The organism is Pseudomonas sp. YA1 (genome assembly GCF_058680555.1).
Map to the genome: position 1 here is coordinate 140402 of NZ_JBZWBG010000009.1, position 17584 is coordinate 157985.

At 66.9% G+C, this 17584-nt stretch carries 14 protein-coding genes; 10 read left to right on the plus strand and 4 right to left on the minus strand.

Features of this window, described 5'->3' with window-relative positions:
* The first annotated feature begins 188 nt into the window (after positions 1 to 188).
* The 7 genes from AC4OR5_RS14690 to AC4OR5_RS14720 all read left to right on the plus strand — a co-directional run bounded on the left by AC4OR5_RS14690 (position 189) and on the right by AC4OR5_RS14720 (position 4950).
* A complete protein-coding gene (locus AC4OR5_RS14690) occupies positions 189 to 497 on the plus strand; it encodes a hypothetical protein (RefSeq protein WP_003091664.1) in 309 nt (102 codons plus the stop codon).
* Positions 498 to 550: 53 nt separating this feature from the next.
* A complete protein-coding gene (locus AC4OR5_RS14695) occupies positions 551 to 1153 on the plus strand; it encodes an alpha-ketoglutarate-dependent dioxygenase AlkB family protein (RefSeq protein ID WP_058160041.1) in 603 nt (200 codons plus the stop codon).
* Positions 1150 to 1311 carry a hypothetical protein gene (locus AC4OR5_RS14700; RefSeq protein ID WP_003091659.1) on the plus strand — a complete coding sequence of 54 codons (162 nt, stop codon included), beginning with the start codon at positions 1150 to 1152 and terminating at the stop codon, positions 1309 to 1311. Before AC4OR5_RS14695 ends, AC4OR5_RS14700 begins: the two co-directional genes overlap by 4 nt.
* 248 nt (positions 1312 to 1559) lie before the next feature.
* On the plus strand, positions 1560 to 1673 hold the full coding sequence (gene ccoM, locus AC4OR5_RS14705; protein ID WP_003091657.1) for a cytochrome c oxidase subunit CcoM: 114 nt from the start codon (positions 1560 to 1562) through the stop codon (positions 1671 to 1673).
* A gap of 207 nt (positions 1674 to 1880) precedes the next feature.
* Positions 1881 to 3875 carry an FUSC family protein gene (locus AC4OR5_RS14710; protein ID WP_022579664.1) on the plus strand — a complete coding sequence of 665 codons (1995 nt, stop codon included), beginning with the start codon at positions 1881 to 1883 and terminating at the stop codon, positions 3873 to 3875.
* The gene (locus tag AC4OR5_RS14715; protein WP_003091655.1) at positions 3862 to 4065 is read left to right on the plus strand and encodes a DUF1656 domain-containing protein; all 204 of its coding nucleotides are present in this window, start codon (positions 3862 to 3864) and stop codon (positions 4063 to 4065) included. The genes AC4OR5_RS14710 and AC4OR5_RS14715 overlap by 14 nt, the downstream gene beginning before the upstream one ends.
* A gap of 27 nt (positions 4066 to 4092) precedes the next feature.
* Complete coding sequence (locus AC4OR5_RS14720; protein WP_003091654.1) at positions 4093 to 4950, plus strand: efflux RND transporter periplasmic adaptor subunit; 858 nt, start codon at positions 4093 to 4095, stop codon at positions 4948 to 4950.
* Here AC4OR5_RS14720 and AC4OR5_RS14725 read toward each other — a convergent pair.
* The 3 genes from AC4OR5_RS14725 to AC4OR5_RS14735 all read right to left on the minus strand — a co-directional run bounded on the left by AC4OR5_RS14725 (position 4931) and on the right by AC4OR5_RS14735 (position 7674).
* Positions 4931 to 6106 (minus strand): MFS transporter, encoded by a 1176-nt coding sequence (locus AC4OR5_RS14725; RefSeq protein ID WP_003130346.1) that lies wholly within the window; start codon positions 6104 to 6106, stop codon positions 4931 to 4933. The two genes, AC4OR5_RS14720 and AC4OR5_RS14725, sit on opposite strands and share 20 nt — an antisense overlap.
* Positions 6107 to 6256: 150 nt before the next feature.
* The gene (locus tag AC4OR5_RS14730; RefSeq protein ID WP_003091647.1) at positions 6257 to 6727 is read right to left on the minus strand and encodes a MaoC family dehydratase; all 471 of its coding nucleotides are present in this window, start codon (positions 6725 to 6727) and stop codon (positions 6257 to 6259) included.
* Positions 6724 to 7674 (minus strand): alpha/beta hydrolase, encoded by a 951-nt coding sequence (locus tag AC4OR5_RS14735; RefSeq protein ID WP_031692557.1) that lies wholly within the window; start codon positions 7672 to 7674, stop codon positions 6724 to 6726. The genes AC4OR5_RS14730 and AC4OR5_RS14735 overlap by 4 nt, the downstream gene beginning before the upstream one ends.
* Positions 7675 to 7920: 246 nt before the next feature.
* Between AC4OR5_RS14735 and fadD2 the strand changes: the two genes are divergently transcribed.
* From fadD2 to hrpA, 3 genes are all read left to right on the plus strand, one after another.
* Entirely contained in the window at positions 7921 to 9609 is a 1689-nt protein-coding gene (gene fadD2 / locus AC4OR5_RS14740) for a long-chain-fatty-acid--CoA ligase FadD2 (protein ID WP_003091644.1), read from the plus strand.
* 234 nt (positions 9610 to 9843) lie between these two features.
* Positions 9844 to 11532, plus strand: a complete 1689-nt coding sequence (fadD1, locus tag AC4OR5_RS14745; RefSeq protein ID WP_003091643.1) for a long-chain-fatty-acid--CoA ligase FadD1 — start codon at positions 9844 to 9846, stop codon at positions 11530 to 11532.
* Between the two features lie 422 nt (positions 11533 to 11954).
* Positions 11955 to 15935 (plus strand): ATP-dependent RNA helicase HrpA, encoded by a 3981-nt coding sequence (gene hrpA, locus AC4OR5_RS14750; protein WP_023095336.1) that lies wholly within the window; start codon positions 11955 to 11957, stop codon positions 15933 to 15935.
* Between the two features lie 72 nt (positions 15936 to 16007).
* On the opposite strand, the gene phoA is transcribed toward hrpA, so the two are convergent.
* Positions 16008 to 17438 carry an alkaline phosphatase gene (gene phoA / locus AC4OR5_RS14755; protein ID WP_003091639.1) on the minus strand — a complete coding sequence of 477 codons (1431 nt, stop codon included), beginning with the start codon at positions 17436 to 17438 and terminating at the stop codon, positions 16008 to 16010.
* Positions 17439 to 17584: the final 146 nt, after the last annotated feature.

A 17584-nucleotide genomic window follows, 5' to 3' on the forward strand; every position in this document is an offset into this window, starting at 1 on the left:
CGCTTGGCGATGGATTGCGTGTTGCGCCACGGCTTCGTCGGAGAGCCGTCCGTCGGTACGGGAGCGCCCGCCTGGCGGCTGGTTCTCAAGTCGAGCGGCGGGTCGACCGATAACCCTTGTAGAAGAACGCCGCAAACCGGCACGCTGCGAGAACCCATGACGCGGCACTACCCAGAGAGGTTGCCTGCATGCTTCCGCCGATCCCCCAGGGCCTGATCCCGGTCACCGTCCAGCAGGACCCGCCCAAGCCCCGTCCGGCCACGCCGCCGGTCGCGCCGACCCAGGCTGGCGCGGGCAGCGATGGCGTCGCCTTGCGCCAGGAGCGCGACGAGGAAAGCTGGCTGGAAGAGGAATACCGCCGTCGCCAGCGCCGCCAGGGCGGCGAGGCGCACGCGCGGAGCGACGAGGGGGACGAGGCGCCGGCTGACGAGGCGGGGGAGAGCGCCCAGGCGGACGAGCTGCCGCGCAAGGGACAATTGATCGACATCGAAGTGTAACCCTGGTTTTCCAGGCTTCAGCAGCGGCCTTGCGGCGTAGTAACCTGCGGCCCATGGACCTGTTCGCCGACGCACCCCTGACCCTGCCGGACGCCGACCTGCGCTATCTCCCGCATTGGCTGGATGCGCCGCTGGCGAGCGCCTGGCTGTTGCGCCTGGAACAGGAAACGCCCTGGGAACAGCCGATCCTGCGCATCCATGGCGAGGAGCATCCGACCCCGCGCCTGGTGGCCTGGTACGGCGACCCTGACGCCGCCTACCGTTATTCCGGCCAGGTCCACCGGCCGCTGCCATGGACCGCGTTGCTCGGCGAGATCCGCGAGCGCGTGGAGCGCGAGGTCGGCCAGCGGGTCAACGGCGTGCTGCTGAACTACTACCGCGACGGCCAGGACTCCATGGGCTGGCACAGCGACGACGAGCCAGAGCTGCGCCGCGATCCGCTGGTCGCCTCGCTCAGTCTCGGCGGCAGCCGCCGCTTCGACCTGCGGCGCAAGGGCCAGACCCGCATCGCCCACTCTCTGGAACTGACCCATGGCAGCCTGCTGGTCATGCACGGCGCAACCCAGCATCATTGGCAACATCAGGTGGCGAAGACCCGCCGCTCCTGCATGCCCCGTTTGAACCTGACCTTCCGCCTGGTGTACCCCCAGCCATGAACGACGACGACAAGGTGATCGACCTCAGCGCCGAGCGCGACAAGCGCATCCACGACGTGCACGAGAAGCGCCTGCAGGAGGTCCGCAAGGCCTTCGAACAGGTGTTGCCGCTGGGCAAGCCGCGGAAGAAGCCGAAAGGCAAGCCGAAGAAGCGCTGAAGCCTCCGCCGCCGCGTTCGCCGGCGGCGCATTCCTGCGGGCAACGTGCGGCGATCGGGCCGGTTTCTCCCGGTTATCTGCGGCGTCCGACCGCATTCTCCCTCCTGCGAAACTTGACCTGGGTCAGTGTCATGCACCTGGCCGAAAAAGCCCGTCCGGGCGATTGATCCAGGTCAATATTGCGCCGCCGCGCCTCGCTAATCTGAGCCCATCGAGCAACACCCAACCGGCAACTGGAGGCCATCAACATGTTCATCGACGAAGTGGTTCTCGCAGGGATTCTTACGGTAGGCCTCATGGTCGCTTTCTTCGGTGGGGTCGGTTACTTCATCTGGAAGGATTCCCATAGCCGCAAAGGCTGATCCTCCCGGATACACAGAGCACGCAAGGCACTTAGGGCGACTTCGGTCGCCCGTTTTTTTGCGCCTGGAAAAACACCGGCGCAGCGATCGGGATACTACGAATGTCGCTGGACGATATTGTTAGCAACCTAATAATATAGGCTGCACATATCGCCTCGGCGTTCGCCGGCTATCTATGCTGATGTAGACCCCGTTTCGGAAGACCCTGTGCCCATTCACTGGAAGCCGTTCCTGGCACCCTCGACGCTGGCGCTCAAGTTCGCCATCAAGACGCTCCTGGCCGGCGGCCTGGCGTTGTGGTGCGCCTTTCGCTTCGACCTGGAGCAGCCGCAATGGGCGCTGATGACCGTGCTGATCGTGTCCCAGCCGTTGTCCGGCATGGTGGTGGCGAAGGGCTTGTTCCGCCTGCTCGGCACCCTGGTCGGCACCGCGATGTCGGTGCTGATGATCGCGCTGTTCGCCCAGGCGCCCTGGTTGTTCCTGCTGGCCATCTCGCTCTGGCTGGGGCTCTGCACGGCGGCCTCGACCTCCCTGCGCAACCACGTTTCCTATGCCTTCGTACTTTCCGGCTATACGGTGGCGATCATTGGCCTGCCGGCGGTGGACCAGCCGCTGCTGGTCTTCGAGCAGGCGGTGGCGCGTTGTACCGAGATCTGCCTGGGGATCATCTGCGCCTCGGCGGTCAGTGCGATCCTCTGGCCGCAGCGGGTCGAGCAGAACCTCGACAAGCAGGCCCACGCCACCTGGCTGCTGGGCATGCAGGCCGCGCGCGGCGAGATCGACCCGCGCCAGCGGCAGCCGCAGGGGCTGCTCAACGCGCTGAGCAAGATCGTCGAGGTCGATGCGCAGCGCGACCATGCCTGGTTCGAAGGCGAGCGCGGGCGGCGCCGGGCCGGCGCCCTGGCGTTGCTCTCGCGCGACCTGCTCAGCCTGTTGCGCACCGCGCGCGGCGTGGCCCGGCAACGGGCGCGGCTGAGCGAAGAGGAAGAGCGCCAGGTGGAGCGCTGGCTGGCCGCGCTGGCTAGCGCCCTGGAAGGAACCGATCCGGCGTCGATGCAGGCGCTGCGCGAGGAGTTGGCGCAGGTCGCGGTCGAGCCGCAGTGGAGCAACGACCAGCGTTACCTGCTGACCCGCTGCTCGGTGCTGCTGCTCAAGGCGGTGAATGCCGAGAAGGGCATGCGCGCGGTGGCCAGCGGCGAGGTCGAGGGGCGGGTGGGCAGCGCCGGCACCCTGTCCTGGCACCGCGACCTGCAGATGGCGCTGTTCTACGGCGCGCGTAGCGCCCTGGCGTTGCTCGGGCTGTCGGTCTACTGGATCTATACCGCGTGGCCGGCGGCGTCCGGCGCGATGCTGCTGGCGGCGGTGGTGTGCAGCCTGTTCGCCAACCGCGACAACGCGGTGGCCATCGGCCTGAGCTTCCTGCGCGGCATCGTCTACGCGATCCCGGCGGCGATGCTGGTCAGCCAGTGGCTGCTGCCGCAGTGGAATGGCTTCCCGCTGCTCTGCCTGGCGATGGGCGTGCCGCTGTTCTTCGCCACCCTGGGCATGGCCGTACCGGTCACCGCCGGCACCGCCACCTCGTTCGCGATCCACTTCATCGTCCTGGTCGCGCCGCGCAACCAGATGGACTACGACCTCGCGACCCTGCTGAATTCCGCCCAGGGCGTGCTGATCGGAGTCGGCTTCGCGGTGGTGATCTTCCGCTTGCTGACCTTGCGTCCGGGCTGGCTGACCCGACGCCTGCTGGATGCCACCTGCGTCGACCTCGGCCGCCTCACCCGGCGCCCGCTGGCGCAGGCGGAGAACTGGTTCGGCGGGCGCATGGCCGACCGCCTGTTGCGCCTGGCGCGGCACGCCAACCTGTTGCCGGAACAGGAACGGCGGCGTTGGGACGATGGCCTCCTGGCGCTCGACCTGGGTAACGAACTGATCCACCTGCGGGCCTGCCTGGAAGGCGCCCGTGGCGTCCTGCGCAAGGCGCGCGACCGCTTCCTCGGGGAACTGGGCGAGCTGCTTGAGGCCGGTCCCGCGGGTCCGCGCAGTGACCGCCTGGAACGGATCAGCCTGCCGTTGCGCGAAGCCCTGGAGCGTGACGCTCGCCACGACGACGAAGCCAGCCGCCTGGCGCGCGCGGCCCTGGCGCAACTGCTGTTCACCTGGCAGCAGTGGTGCCATCAGGAGGAAAGCCATGAGTCTGCATGAATCGGCCTGGGGCGGCGTCTACCTCAGCCCGCTGTTCGTCTATGCCCTGCTGGCGCTGGCGGCCACCGCCGCGCTGCGGGTGCTGATCCAGAAAACGCCGTTGCGTCGCTGGGTCTGGCACGAGGCGCTGTTCGACTGCGCCCTGTTCATTTTGATGTTGAGTGGCATTACCTGGGCGGCCACGACCTGAATCCGTCGCCCCGAGAAGGAGATTCGCATGCGTGCATCGCTTCGCGTCGTCGTCACCCTGCTGGTGGTCGCTGCCGCTGTCCTCGCCGGCATCTGGCTCTGGCGCTACTACATGCTCTCGCCCTGGACCCGCGATGCCCGGGTACGGGCCGACGTGGTGGTGGTGGCGCCGGACGTGTCCGGCTGGGTGACCGACCTGGAGGTCAAGGACAACCAGGTGGTCAAGGTTGGCGACGTGCTGATGCGCATCGACCAGGAACGCTACCAGGCCAACCTGGAGCAGGCCCGCGCCGTCGCCGAGACCCGTCACCAGCAATACCTGTTGCGCCAGAACGAGGCGGCCCGGCGCAGCCGCCTGGGCATCGGCGCGATCAGCGCCGAGGACAAGGAAAACGCCCAGATCAATGCCGCCATCGCTCGCAGCGAGTACCAGGAAGCACTGGCCCAGGTGAAGATCGCCGAACTCAACCTCAAGCGCAGCGAACTGCGCGCCGCGCGCAACGGCCAGGTGACCAACCTGCGCCTGGCCCAGGGCAACTACGCCACCGCGGGCCAGGCGGTGATGGCGTTGGTCGACCAGCAGTCCTTCTATGTGGTCGCCTACTTCGAGGAAACCAAGCTGCCCGGCATCCGCGTCGGCATGCGCGCCCAGGTCCGCCTGATGAGCGGCGATCAGCCGATCGACGGCACGGTGGAGAGCATCAGCAGCGGTATCACCGACCGCAACTCGACGCCGGACGGCCAGTTGCTGGCCAATGTCGAGCCGACCTTCAACTGGGTGCGCCTGGCGCAGCGCATTCCGGTGCGCATCCGCCTCGACCAGGTGCCGGCGGATGTCCACCTGAGCGCCGGGATGACCGCCAGCGTCACCGTGCAGGGGGACTGAGCGGCAGCGCTTGCGTGGCGCCATCCAGCGTGCTGGCGCCAAGCGCGCAGGCCAGCGCCGCCAGCACCAGGGCGAGGCCGACCCAGGGCGTCGCGGCGACTCCCAGTGCCGCCACCACCAGGCCGCCCAGCGCCGCGCCGAGGCCCACGCCCAGGTGCATGGCCGAGGTGTTCAGGGCGACGCCGGCGGAACCGCTGGCCGGATCGCTGCGCAGCAGGAAGCTCTGCACCACCGGCGAGATCATCCAACTGATCGCGCTCCAGACCATCAGTACCGGCAGGAACCCGATGCTGCCCAGGCTCAGCGGCACCGCCGCCAGCGCCAGGGCGAAGGCCGCCGGCACCAGACGCAGGGCGCGCCGGTGGCCGAGGCGGTCGGCCAGCCAGCCGCCGATATAGCCGCCGCTCAGCGCTGCCAGGCCGATCAGCAGGAGGATCAGGCTGATCTCGCCGGGCGAGCGAATACCGGCCATGCTCGCCAGGTACGGGGTGAAATAGGCGAACAGGGTGAAGTGCCCGCCGAGCAACAGGATCGATACCAGTTGCGCGAGCCACAGCGCGGGCTGGCGCAACTGCCGCAGATAGCCTTCGCGGCCGGGCAGGTCGCCGGCCTGGCGTTGCGGCAGGTAGCGCCAGAGCAGCAGGCACAAGGGCAGCGAATAGACCGCGATGCCGGCGAAGATCCAGCGCCAGCCGAACCAGTCGCTGATCTGTACGCCCAGTGGCACGCCGAACACCAGCGAACCGCTGATGCCCATGAAGATCAGGCCGATCGCCCGGCCGCGCTGGGCCGGGGCGGCCAGCTCGGCGGCGAGCAGGCTGGCGAGGACGATCAGCAGCCCGCAACAGGCCGACATTCCCAGGCGAGCCAGGAGCAGGCCGAGATAGCCCGGAGCGAGGGCGGCGAGCGCGTTGCTGAGGGCGAACAGCAGCAGGGTCGCCAGCAGCAGGCGGCGGCGTTCGATGCGCCGGGTCAGCCAGCCGAGCAGCGGTGCGGCGAGGGCGAAGCCGAGGGAGAACAGGGTGGTGAGCTGGCCGGCCAGGCTGATGGAGACCCGCAGGTCTTCGGCCAGGGGCGGCAGGATGCCGATCAGGATGCTTTCCGCCAGGCCGGCGGCGAAGGTGGTCAGGGATAGCAACAGCAAGCGAAGGTCCATGGCGGCTCCGATTCCCGGTAAGGGGTTTCGGGCGGTGGAGTGCCTTCGGTTATCCCTGGTGTTTGAGGTAAGACAGCGGACAGGGTAGAGCAGCGCGCGGCGGCCCGGCAAGTCCGCCGGGCCGGATGGCCCGACGGTAGGGAAAGCCGCTCAGCCGATGCTGATCGGCGGCAGTTCGGCCAGCTCGACGCTGAGCTTCTCTTCCGGCGCCATGATCTCCGCTTCGCCGTCGACCACCTGCTTGCCTGCCTGGTTGAACACCCGCGTGGCCATGCGCACGCGGTTCTTCGGCAGCTTCTCGAGGACTTCCAGTTCGACCTTCAGGTCGTCGCCGAGCTTGACCGGACGGGTGAAGCGCAGGGTCTGGCCGAGATAGATGGTGCCTGGGCCGGGCAGCACGGTGGCGATCGCCGCGCTGATCAGGGCGCCGCTGAGCATGCCGTGGGCGATGCGTTCCTTGAACTGGGTGGTGGCCGCGTAGGCGGCGTCCAGATGCACCGGGTTGCGGTCGCCGGAGACTGCGGCGAACAACTGCAGGTCGCGCTCGGCGATGCTGCTGGTGTACTCGGCCTTTTGCCCGACCTCTAGCTCGGCGTAGGGAATGTTCTGGACCTGGCTCATGTTCTCTCCTTTGTCGAATGATCCCGGCGGTGGCGCAGGGCCTGTTCCAGCCAGTCGATCAGGTCTTGGGTGACCGCGTCGCGGTTGCTCTCGTTGAACAGCTCGTGACGGGCCTCGGGATAGGTCTTCAGGGTCACCTGACGCAGCCCGGCGCCGCGCAGGGCGTCGGCCAGGTCGCCCAGGCGCCTGCCCTGGCTGACCGGGTCGCGTTCGCCGCCGATGACCAGCAGCGGCAGGTCGGCATCGATCTGCCGCAGGTGGGTGGGCGGGGTGATATCGGCCAGGCCGCCGAGCAGGTCCACCCACAACTGGTTGCTGCAGCGGAAGCCGCACAGCGGGTCGGCCACGTACCTGTCGACTTCCTGCGGATCGCGACTGAGCCAGTCGAAGGCCGTGCGATTGGGCTTGAACGCCTTGTTGAACGAGCCGAACGAGAGGAAGTCGATCAGCGCGCTCTTGCCCAGCGGCCCCTGGCGCCAGCGCTCGAAGCGGGCGATCAGGCGGGCGACCCGGTAGAGCGCTTGCGGCTGGTAGTTGGAGCCGGAAAGGATCGCCCCTTGCAGGCTGCAGCTGTGGTGCAGCAGGTAGGCCATGGAGATGTAGCTGCCCATGCTGTGGCCCAGCAGGAAGATCGGCAGTTCCGGGTGCTGCTGGCGGATATGGTGGTTCAGGCTGGCCAGGTCGCCGACCACCTTGCCCCAGCCGCCCTGGTCGGCGAAGTGGCCCAGCTCGTCGGCTTCGGCGGTCCGGCCGTGGCCGCGCTGGTCGATCGCATAGAAGTGGTAGCCGGCAGCGTTCAGCGCGGCGGCGAGACGCTCGTAGCGACCGGCGTGCTCGGCCATGCCGTGGGACAGCATCACCGCGCCGACGGCCGTTGCGCTCGGCCAGTGGCGGGTGTACAGCGGGGTTTCGTCGCTGGCGGGGAGCCAGTAGGCAGCGGCGGGCATGTTCGTTCCTTGTGCCGGGCGGACGCGTTCCGGCGCATTCTAGCAGCGTGCGCGGTTTCGTCCCGGAAAAGCGCCACCCTTGGGCACGGGCCGCTCTGGAATGGCGGGCGGCGAAGAGCGACAGGCTGGAGATTCACACTATCAATAAGGGCAGGAGGAGTATTTGCGCTGTCCGATGCAACTGCTAAGTTGCCCGATACCCCGCACACGCGGGCCAGACCCGCTCAGGTAAGAGGACAAGAATAAATGCAACCTGAATTCTGGAACGACAAACGCCCGGCCGGCGTACCCGACAGTCTCGACTTCGCCGCCTACCGTTCCGTGGTCGAGGTCTTCGAGCGCTCCTGCAAGAAATTCGCCGACCGCCCGGCCTTCAGCAATCTCGGCGTGACGCTCAGCTACGCCGAACTCGATCGTCTGTCCGCCGCCTTCGCCGCCTACCTGCAGAAACAGACCGATCTCCAGCCCGGCGACCGCATCGCGGTGCAGATGCCCAATGTCCTGCAATATCCCATCGCGGTGTTCGGCGCCTTGCGCGCGGGGCTGGTGGTGGTCAACACCAATCCGCTGTACACCGCCCGCGAAATGCGCCACCAGTTCAAGGACGCCGGCGTGCGTGCGCTGGTCTACCTGAACGTGTTCGGCAAGCTGGTCGAGGAAGTGCTCCCGGATACGCGGATCGAGTACCTGATCGAGGCGCGCATGGGCGACCTGTTGCCGGCGCTGAAGGGCTGGCTGGTGAACAGCGTGGTGAAGTCGGTGAAGAAGATGGTCCCCGATTATCGCTTGCCCCAGGCGCTGCCGTTCAGGCAGGCCTTGAAGCAAGGCCAGGGCCATGCCCTGCAGCCGGTCAGGGTCGGCCTGGAGGATGTCGCCGTGTTGCAGTACACCGGCGGCACCACCGGGGTCTCGAAGGGGGCGATGCTCACCCACGGCAACCTCGTGGCGAACATGCTGCAGGTCCACGCCCAGCTTTCCCAGCTCGGCAAGGATGGCCTGCCGCTGATGAAGGAGGCGCAGGAGGTGATGATCGCGCCGCTGCCGCTCTACCACATCTATGCCTTCACCGCGAACTGCATGTGCATGATGGTCAGCGGCAACCATAACGTGCTGATCACCAACCCGCGCGACATCCCTGGTTTCGTCAAGGAACTGAAGAAGTGGCGTTTCTCCGCGCTGCTCGGCCTCAACACCCTGTTCGTCGCGCTGATGGAGCACCCCGGGTTCAAGGACGTCGATTTCTCCAACCTGAAGCTCACCAACTCCGGCGGCACCGCACTGGTCAGCGCCACCGCCGAGCGCTGGAAGGGCGTCACCGGCTGCACCGTGGTGGAAGGCTATGGCCTCACCGAATGCTCGCCGGTGGTGACCACCAACCCCTACGGCGAGCAGGCGCGCCTGGGCACGGTGGGGATACCGGTCGTGGGCACGGCGCTCAAGGTGATCGACGAGCAGGGCAACGAGCTGCCTGTCGGCGAACGTGGCGAACTCTGCGTGAAAGGTCCGCAAGTGATGAAGGGGTACTGGCAGCGTCCCGAGGCCACCGAGGAGATTCTCGATGCCGAAGGCTGGCTGAAGACCGGCGACATCGCGGTGATCGACGAGGACGGCTTCGTGCGTATCGTCGATCGCAAGAAGGACCTGATCCTGGTCTCTGGCTTCAATGTCTACCCCAACGAGATCGAAGACGTGGTGATGGCCCATCCGAAGGTGGCCAGTTGCGCGGCGGTGGGCATTCCCGACGAGAAGTCCGGCGAGGCGGTGAAGCTGTTCGTGGTGGCCCGCGACCCCAGCCTGTCGGTCGAGGAGCTCAAGGCCTACTGCAAGGAAAACCTCACCGGATACAAAATTCCGCGACAGATTGTGCTCAAGGATGCATTACCGATGACGCCTGTGGGTAAAATCCTCCGTCGTGAGCTGCGCGAAATCGCCTGATAGCCTTACAAGGCTCTGAAACGGGCATTTGCCGGGGACAGGAAAGACCGTGACCGAGACTAATGTCTCGGTCATTTTTTTGACCGAATAGGTCATGTTTGGTGCTGGTCTGCCTCTGGCAAAGCTGATAATCTCGGCGCGCCTAATAGCCCTGGGTCCAGGGTTAGCGAGCAGATCACAACAAGATGCCGCCATGAGCGGTGAAGATTAGCTGTTGCTTAGGAGTGGGCTTCCATGATCGAAAACTTCTGGAAGGACAAGTACCCAGCGGGTATTGCTGCCGAGATCAATCCCGACCAGTACCCGAACATCCTGTCGGTACTGAAGGAGTCCTGCCAACGTTTTGCCACCAAGCCCGCGTTCACCAACCTGGGCAAGACCCTGACCTACGGCGAGCTGTACAAGCTGTCCGGCGACTTCGCCGCCTACCTGCAGCAGCACACCGATCTCAAGCCCGGCGACCGCATCGCCGTCCAGTTGCCCAACGTCCTGCAATACCCGATCGTGGTCTTCGGCGCCATGCGCGCCGGCCTCATCGTGGTCAACACCAACCCGCTGTACACCGCGCGCGAGCTGGAACACCAGTTCAACGACTCCGGCGCCAAGGCGGTGGTTTGCCTGGCCAACATGGCCCATCTGGTCGAGGGCGTACTGCCGAAGACCGGCGTCAAGCAGGTGATCGTCACCGAAGTCGGCGACATCCTGCCGCCGCTGAAGCGCTTCATCGTCAACTTCGTGGTCAAGCACATCAAGAAGATGGTGCCGGCCTATAGCCTGCCGCAAGCCACCAAGCTGACCGACGCGCTGGCCAGGGGCGCCGGCAAGTCGTTCCAGGAAGCCGCGCCGCAGGCCGACGACGTCGCCGTGCTGCAATACACCGGCGGCACCACCGGGGTCGCCAAGGGCGCCATGCTGACCCACCGCAACCTGGTGGCCAACATGTTGCAGTGCAAGGCGCTGATGGGCGCCAACCTCAACGAGGGCTGCGAGATCCTCATCGCGCCGCTGCCGCTGTACCACATCTACGCCTTCACCTTCCATTGCATGGCGATGATGCTCACCGGCAACCACAACATCCTGATCACCAACCCGCGCGACCTGCCGTCGATGCTCAAGGACCTCGGCCAGTGGAAGTTCACCGGCTTCGTCGGCCTGAACACCCTGTTCGTCGCCCTGTGCAACAACGAGACCTTCCGCAAGCTGGACTTCTCCGCGCTGAAACTGACCCTCTCCGGCGGCATGGCACTGCAGCTGGCCACCGCGGAGCGCTGGAAGGAAGTCACCGGCTGCGCCATCTGCGAAGGCTACGGCATGACCGAGACCGCGCCGGTGGTATCGGTCAACCCGTTCCAGAACATCCAGGTCGGCACCATCGGTATTCCGGTGCCCTCGACCCTGTGCAAGGTGATCGGCGACGACGGCCAGGAAGTGCCCCTGGGCGAGCGCGGCGAACTCTGCGTGAAAGGCCCGCAGGTGATGAAGGGCTACTGGCAGCGCCAGGAAGCCACCGACGAGATCCTCGACGCCGATGGTTGGCTGAAGACCGGCGATATCGCGATCATCCAGGAAGACGGCTACATGCGCATCGTCGACCGGAAGAAGGACATGATCCTGGTCTCCGGCTTCAATGTTTACCCGAACGAGCTGGAAGACGTGCTGGCGACCCTGCCGGGCGTCCTGCAGTGTGCCGCGATCGGCATCCCCGACGAGAAGTCCGGCGAGTCGATCAAGGTCTTCGTGGTGGTCAAGCCGGGGGCGACCCTGACCAAGGAACAGGTCATGCAGCACATGCATGACAACCTGACCGGCTACAAGCGGCCGAAGGCCGTGGAGTTCCGCGACAGCCTGCCGACCACCAACGTCGGCAAGATCCTGCGCCGCGAACTGCGCGACGAAGAGCTGAAGAAAGCGGGCCAGAAGTAAGTCCGCCGTTGCCTGAAGAAGCCCCGCCGATGCGGGGCTTCTTCGTTGCTGGCAGTCGGTTGCGGGGTGAGCGGGCCTGTGCGGACGTGCCTGCAGCGCATCACCTGCCGGAGGAAACCCCCATGGCCCGCCTCGATCCTGCCCTGGCCGAAGAAATACGCCGTCTGCCGATCAGCCGTGTCTGGAACTGATCCAGGTATTGCTGGATCGCGCCGGCCCCGAGGTGCTCAAACGACTGGGGCGCTGAGAGGGCCATCGCCCAGCAGCAGCGTCGGCCGTATAGCGGCAGCGAGCGTTAACCGGGATTCGTCCTCTTCCGCTCAAATCTGCGACAATTCCGAATATTTTTCGCCTCGGCAGTGGCCGGAGCTTCTTCCCGTCCTCCGCGACTGCGGCACGCTCACAGCATTCGAAAAGCCTAGATGACCGACCAGACTCCTTCCCTCGACCAACTCGTCCGGCGCCTCGACCAGGCCCAGATCAGCGACCGCCACCGCTTGCGCCGGCAGCTCCACGAACTGCGCAAGCAGCCCGACGACGCGCGCCTGGCGCAGTGGGTCGAGCGCTTCCAGGCCTCCTGCGCCAAGGTCGAGGCGCGGCGCGCCAGCGTGCCGGCGATCCGCTACGACGACAGCCTGCCGATCGCCGCCAAGCGCGACGAGATCAAGGCCGCCATCGCCGCCCACCAGGTGGTGGTGATCGCCGGCGAGACCGGCTCGGGCAAGACCACCCAGTTGCCGAAGATCTGCCTGGAGCTGGGGCGCGGCATCCACGGCCTGATCGGCCATACCCAGCCGCGTCGGCTGGCGGCGCGCAGCGTGGCGACGCGGGTCGCGGAAGAGATCGGCACGCCGCTGGGCGCGCTGGTCGGCTACCAGGTGCGCTTCGAGGACCAGAGCGACGACAGCACCCTGGTCAAGCTGATGACCGACGGCATCCTCCTGGCCGAGACCCAGCACGACCGCTACCTGGAGCGCTACGACACGCTGATCGTCGACGAAGCCCACGAGCGCAGCCTGAACATCGACTTCCTCCTCGGCTACCTGAAGACCCTGTTGCACCGGCGTCCGGACCTGAAGCTGATCATCACCTCGGCGACCATCGACCTGGAGCGTTTCTCCCGGCATTTCGACGGCGCCCCGGTGATCGAGGTTTCCGGCCGCACCTATCCGGTGGAGACCTGGTACCGGCCGCTGGCGGCGGAAACCGACGAGGAGGGCAACCGGGTCGAGGACGACCTGTCGGTGGACCAGGGCATCCTCGCCGCCCTCGACGAGATCGCCGCCCACGAACGCGAGGTCGGCAAGCGGCCCGGCGACGTGCTGGTGTTCCTCCCCGGCGAGCGGGAGATCCGCGACGCCGCGGAGATGCTGCGCAAGGCCAACCTGCGCCACACCGAGGTGCTGCCGCTGTACGCACGACTGACCCCGGCCGAGCAGCAGAAGATCTTCCAGCCGCGCCCGGGACGCAAGATCGTGCTGTCCACCAACGTCGCGGAAACCTCGCTGACGGTGCCGGGCATCCGTTACGTGATCGACAGCGGCACCGCGCGGATCAGCCGCTACAGCTACCGCGCCAAGGTCCAGCGGCTGCCCATCGAGGCGGTGTCGCAGGCCAGCGCCAACCAGCGCAAGGGCCGTTGCGGACGGGTCGAGCCGGGCATATGCGTGCGTCTCTACAGCGAGGAGGACTTCAACGCGCGTCCGGCCTTCACCGACCCGGAAATCCTCCGCACCAACCTGGCCGCGGTGATCCTGCAGATGCTGCACCTGCGCCTCGGCGACATCGAGGCGTTCCCCTTCATCGAGCCGCCGGACGGCAAGGCGATCAAGGACGGCTTCACCCTTCTGCAGGAACTGTCGGCGGTCAACCGCGAAGGCCAGCTGACCCCGCTGGGGCGCCAACTGGCGCGCCTGCCGATCGACCCGAGGCTGGGCCGCATGCTGCTGGAGGCGGCCCAGCAGGGTAGCCTCGAGGAAGTGTTGACGGTGGCCAGCGCGCTGTCCGTGCAGGACCCGCGCGAGCGTCCGGTGGAGCGGCAGCAGGCCGCCGACCAGGCGCACGCGCAATGGAAGGATCCGGATTCCGACTTCGCCGCGCTGATCAATCTCTGGCGTGGCTTCGAGGAACAGCGCCAGGCGCTGGGCTCCAACGCCCTGCGCAGCTGGTGCCGGAAGAACTTCCTCAACTACCTGCGCCTGCGTGAGTGGCGCGACGCCCATCGCCAACTGACCCTGATCTGCCGCGAACTGAAGCTGCCGTTCGGGCGTCCGGCCAAGGCCGAGGCGCGCAAGCCGGAGGCGAAGAAAGGCGCGTCGGCCGACAACGAACGCGAGGTACCGGGGATCGATTACGCGGCGGTCCACAAAGCGATCCTGTCCGGCCTGCTCAGCCAGATCGGGCAGAAGGCCGAGGAAGGCGACTACCTCGGCGCTCGCCAGCGACGTTTCTGGATCCATCCGTCCAGCGGCATCGCTCGCAAGCGCCCGCAATGGATCATGGCCGCGGAACTGGTGGAGACCACCAAGCTGTTCGCCCGAATGGTCGCGAAGATCGAGCCGGACTGGCTGGAGCCGCTGGCTGGGCACCTGATCAAGACCAACCACTTCGAGCCGCACTGGGAGAAGCGTCGCGGCCAGGTGGTGGCGTTCGAGCAGGTCACCCTCTACGGCCTCATCGTCATCGGTCGACGTCCGGTGCACTATGGTCCGATCGACCCGCCGGTGGCGCGCGAGCTGTTCATCCGCGAAGGCCTGGTGCGCGGCGAGATCAACAGCCGCGCCAGGTGCCTGAGCGCCAACCGGCAGTTGCTGGAAAAGCTCGACGAGCTGGAAGCCAAGGCACGCCGGCGCGACATCCTGGCCGACGAGGAAACCCTGTTCGCCTATTACGACGCGCGCCTGCCGGCGGACATCTACCAGACCGCCAGTTTCGAGAAATGGTACGCCCGCGAGCGGCAGAACCAGCCGGACCTGCTGCTGATGCGCGAGGAAGACGTGCTGGCCCGCGAAGCCAGCGAAGTCACTGCGGCGCAGTACCCGGATCGCCTGCGCCTGGGCGATCTGCACCTGTCGCTGAGCTACCAGTTCGAGCCCGGCACCGCGCGCGACGGCGTCACCGTGCGGGTACCGGCGCCGCTGCTGCCGCAATTGCCGGCCGAACGCATCGACTGGCTGGTGCCCGGCCTGCTCTACGACAAGGCGGTGGCGCTGGTGCGCAACCTGCCGAAGGCGATCCGCAAGAGCTTCGTGCCGGTACCGGACTTCGTCCGCGCCGCCCTGGAGCGCATCACCTTCGGCGAAGGTTCGCTGCCGCAGGCGCTGGGCCGCGAGCTTCAGCGCATGACCGGCGTGCGGGTAGCCGACGAGGCCTGGGCCGAGGCGGCGACGCAGTTGGACGATCACCTGCGGATGAACATCGAGGTGGTCGACGCCCAAGGCAAGTTCCTCGGCGAGGGCCGCGACCTGGCCGAACTCACCGCGCGTTTCGCCGAAGCCAGCCAGGCGGCCCTGGCGATTCCCCAGGCCGACAAGGAACAGCAGCGTCCGGTGGAGGCCAAGGCCTTCGCCAGCGTCGCCGAGAAGGCCCAGCAGAAGGTCGCCGGATTGTCGATGACGGTATACCCGGCGCTGGTGGAGGAGCAGGGCGAGGTCAAGGAAGGGCGCTTCCCGACCCAGGCCGAGGCCGACTACCAACACCGCCGCGCCCTGCAACGACTGCTGTTGCAGCAACTGGCCGAGCCGGCCAAGTACCTGCGCGCCAAGCTGCCGGGGCAGACCGAGATGGGCCTGCTGTACCGCGAGCTGGGACGGGTCGAGGCGCTGGTCGAGGACATCCTCCTGGCCAGTCTCGACAGTTGCGTGCTGCAGGGCGAAAGCCTGCCGCGCGACGGCGCCGCCCTGGCCGCGCTGGCCGAGCGCAAGCGCGCTGCCTGGAACGAGCACGCCGAGCGCCTGGCACGCCTGGTGCTGGATATCCTCAAGCTCTGGCACGGCCTGCAGAAGCGCTTCAAGGGCAAGGTCGAGCTGGCCATGACCGTGCCGCTGAACGACGTCAAGGGCCAACTGGCCAACCTGGTGTATCCGGGGTTCGTCCGCGCCACCCCGCTGGAGTGGTTGAAGGAGTATCCGCGTTACCTCAAGGCCATCGAGCAGCGCCTGGACAAGGTCGCCGGCCAGGTCCAGCGCGACCGGGTGTGGAGCGGCGAGCTGGGCGAACTCTGGGCGCAATACCAGGCGCGCCTCGCCAAGCACGCCCAGGAAGGCAAGCGCGACGCCGAGTTGCAGGTGTATCGCTGGATGCTGGAGGAGTACCGGGTCTCGTTGTTCGCCCAGCAACTGGGGACCCGGCTGCCGGTCTCGGACAAGCGCCTGGCCAAGCAGTGGAGCCAGGTTGAGGGCTAGTTCCAGGGATGCCGCGCGAAATGAAAAAGGCGCGCCGGTCGAAACCGGCGCGCCTTTTTCGTTCTGGTCCGATCAGTCGCGCAGGTTCAGTGCGCGACGGATGGTGAAGAACAGGTCGGTCTGGTCGGTCAGGCCGGTGACATTGGCCGCCTGCGGGCCGTAGGCGGCGATGCGCAACTGGGTGCCGGTGTGCTCCTGGGAGCCTTCCTCGGAGTTGCCGTAGCTGATCGCCAGCGGCGCGCCGTCCTTGGTCGTGAGCAGTTGGGTCAGCCCCGGCGCGGCGGTTTCCGGCGGGATGATCTGGCTGGAGTGGGCGTGGTCGGCGGTGACGATCACCAGGGTCTCGCCATCGGCCTTGGCGAAGGCCAGGGCCTTCTGCACGGCTTCGTCGAGGTCGACGGTCTCGCCGATCTGGCCGCACGGATTCGCGGCGTGGTCCTGCTTGTCGATGGACGCGCCCTCGACCTGCAGGAAGAAGCCGTTCGGATTGTCCTTCAGCAGCTCGATGGCCTTGCTGGTCATTTGCGCCAGGGTCGGGATGTCGGCGGTGCGCTTCGGGTTCGCCTCGCAGCTCACCGCCGGCTGGTTCAGGTTGCCGTGGTAGGTGGCGGTCGGACCGAGCCAGCGCACTGGCATGTTGCCCGGCGCGAACAGGCCGATCAGCGGCTGCTTCTGGTTGGCGCGGCGCACGGCTTTCAGCTCGTCGAGGTTCTCGACGATCCGGTAGCCGCGGGCTTCGGCCTGGGTGCGGAGGGTCTTGCCGGCATAGCGGCCAGCCTTGGCGGTTTCCGCGAAGGTCGCGGCGCCGCCGCCGAGGACCACGTCAGGGCGGGTCTTCAGCCATTGCTCGGTGATCGAGCCGGCGCCGCCGTTCTCCAGGGCATTGCTCGGGCACTGCTTGCTGGTGGCTTCGGGGCCGTAGCACTTGCGAGCGGTGACGTGGGCGAGCAGGGCGGCCGGGGTGGCGTCCTGCAGCTCGGCGGTGGAGACGTTGCCGGTGGCCTTGCCGTTGAGCTTGGCCAGCTCCAGCAGGTTGCGGTGTGGCTGTTCGTGGATATCCACGCCGATTGCGCCGTTGTACGACTTGACCCCGGTGGTCCAGGCGGTGGCGGAGGCGGCGGAATCGGTCACGTAGTCCGGCAGGCCGCTGTCCTTGTGCAGGGAGTAGTGGGTGTACTGGCCGGTCAGCGGCAGCGCATCGATACCCTTGAAGTAGCCGCCCGCGCCGCGCGCGTAGTTGCGCGCCACGGTGATCTCGGAGTCGCCCATGCCGTCGCCGATCAGCAGGATCACGTTCTTCGCCTTCTTCTTCGACAGCGACTGCTTCAGGGCCTGGGTCAGGTCCTGCTCGACGCGCCGTGCGCCGCCGTATTCGCTGAGTTCGCCACGGGCCTGGCGGTTGAACAGCGACGGATCGTCCTGGCGCGCCTGGGCCGGCAAGGCGCTGCCGAGCACGGCCATGGAGACGGCAAGAGAGAGGGCGAGGGGATAACCTGGGGTCATGACGCATTTCCCTATGTTGAGGAGGTGGCTGTGCGAGACGGCGGGGCCATCCGGCGAGTGCTACGAAAGTAGGGAAGGGTGATGACGGGCTTGTGACAATTTCTTTCGAAGTGTGTGGAGCGCGCGACGCATCACGTCGTGACGAG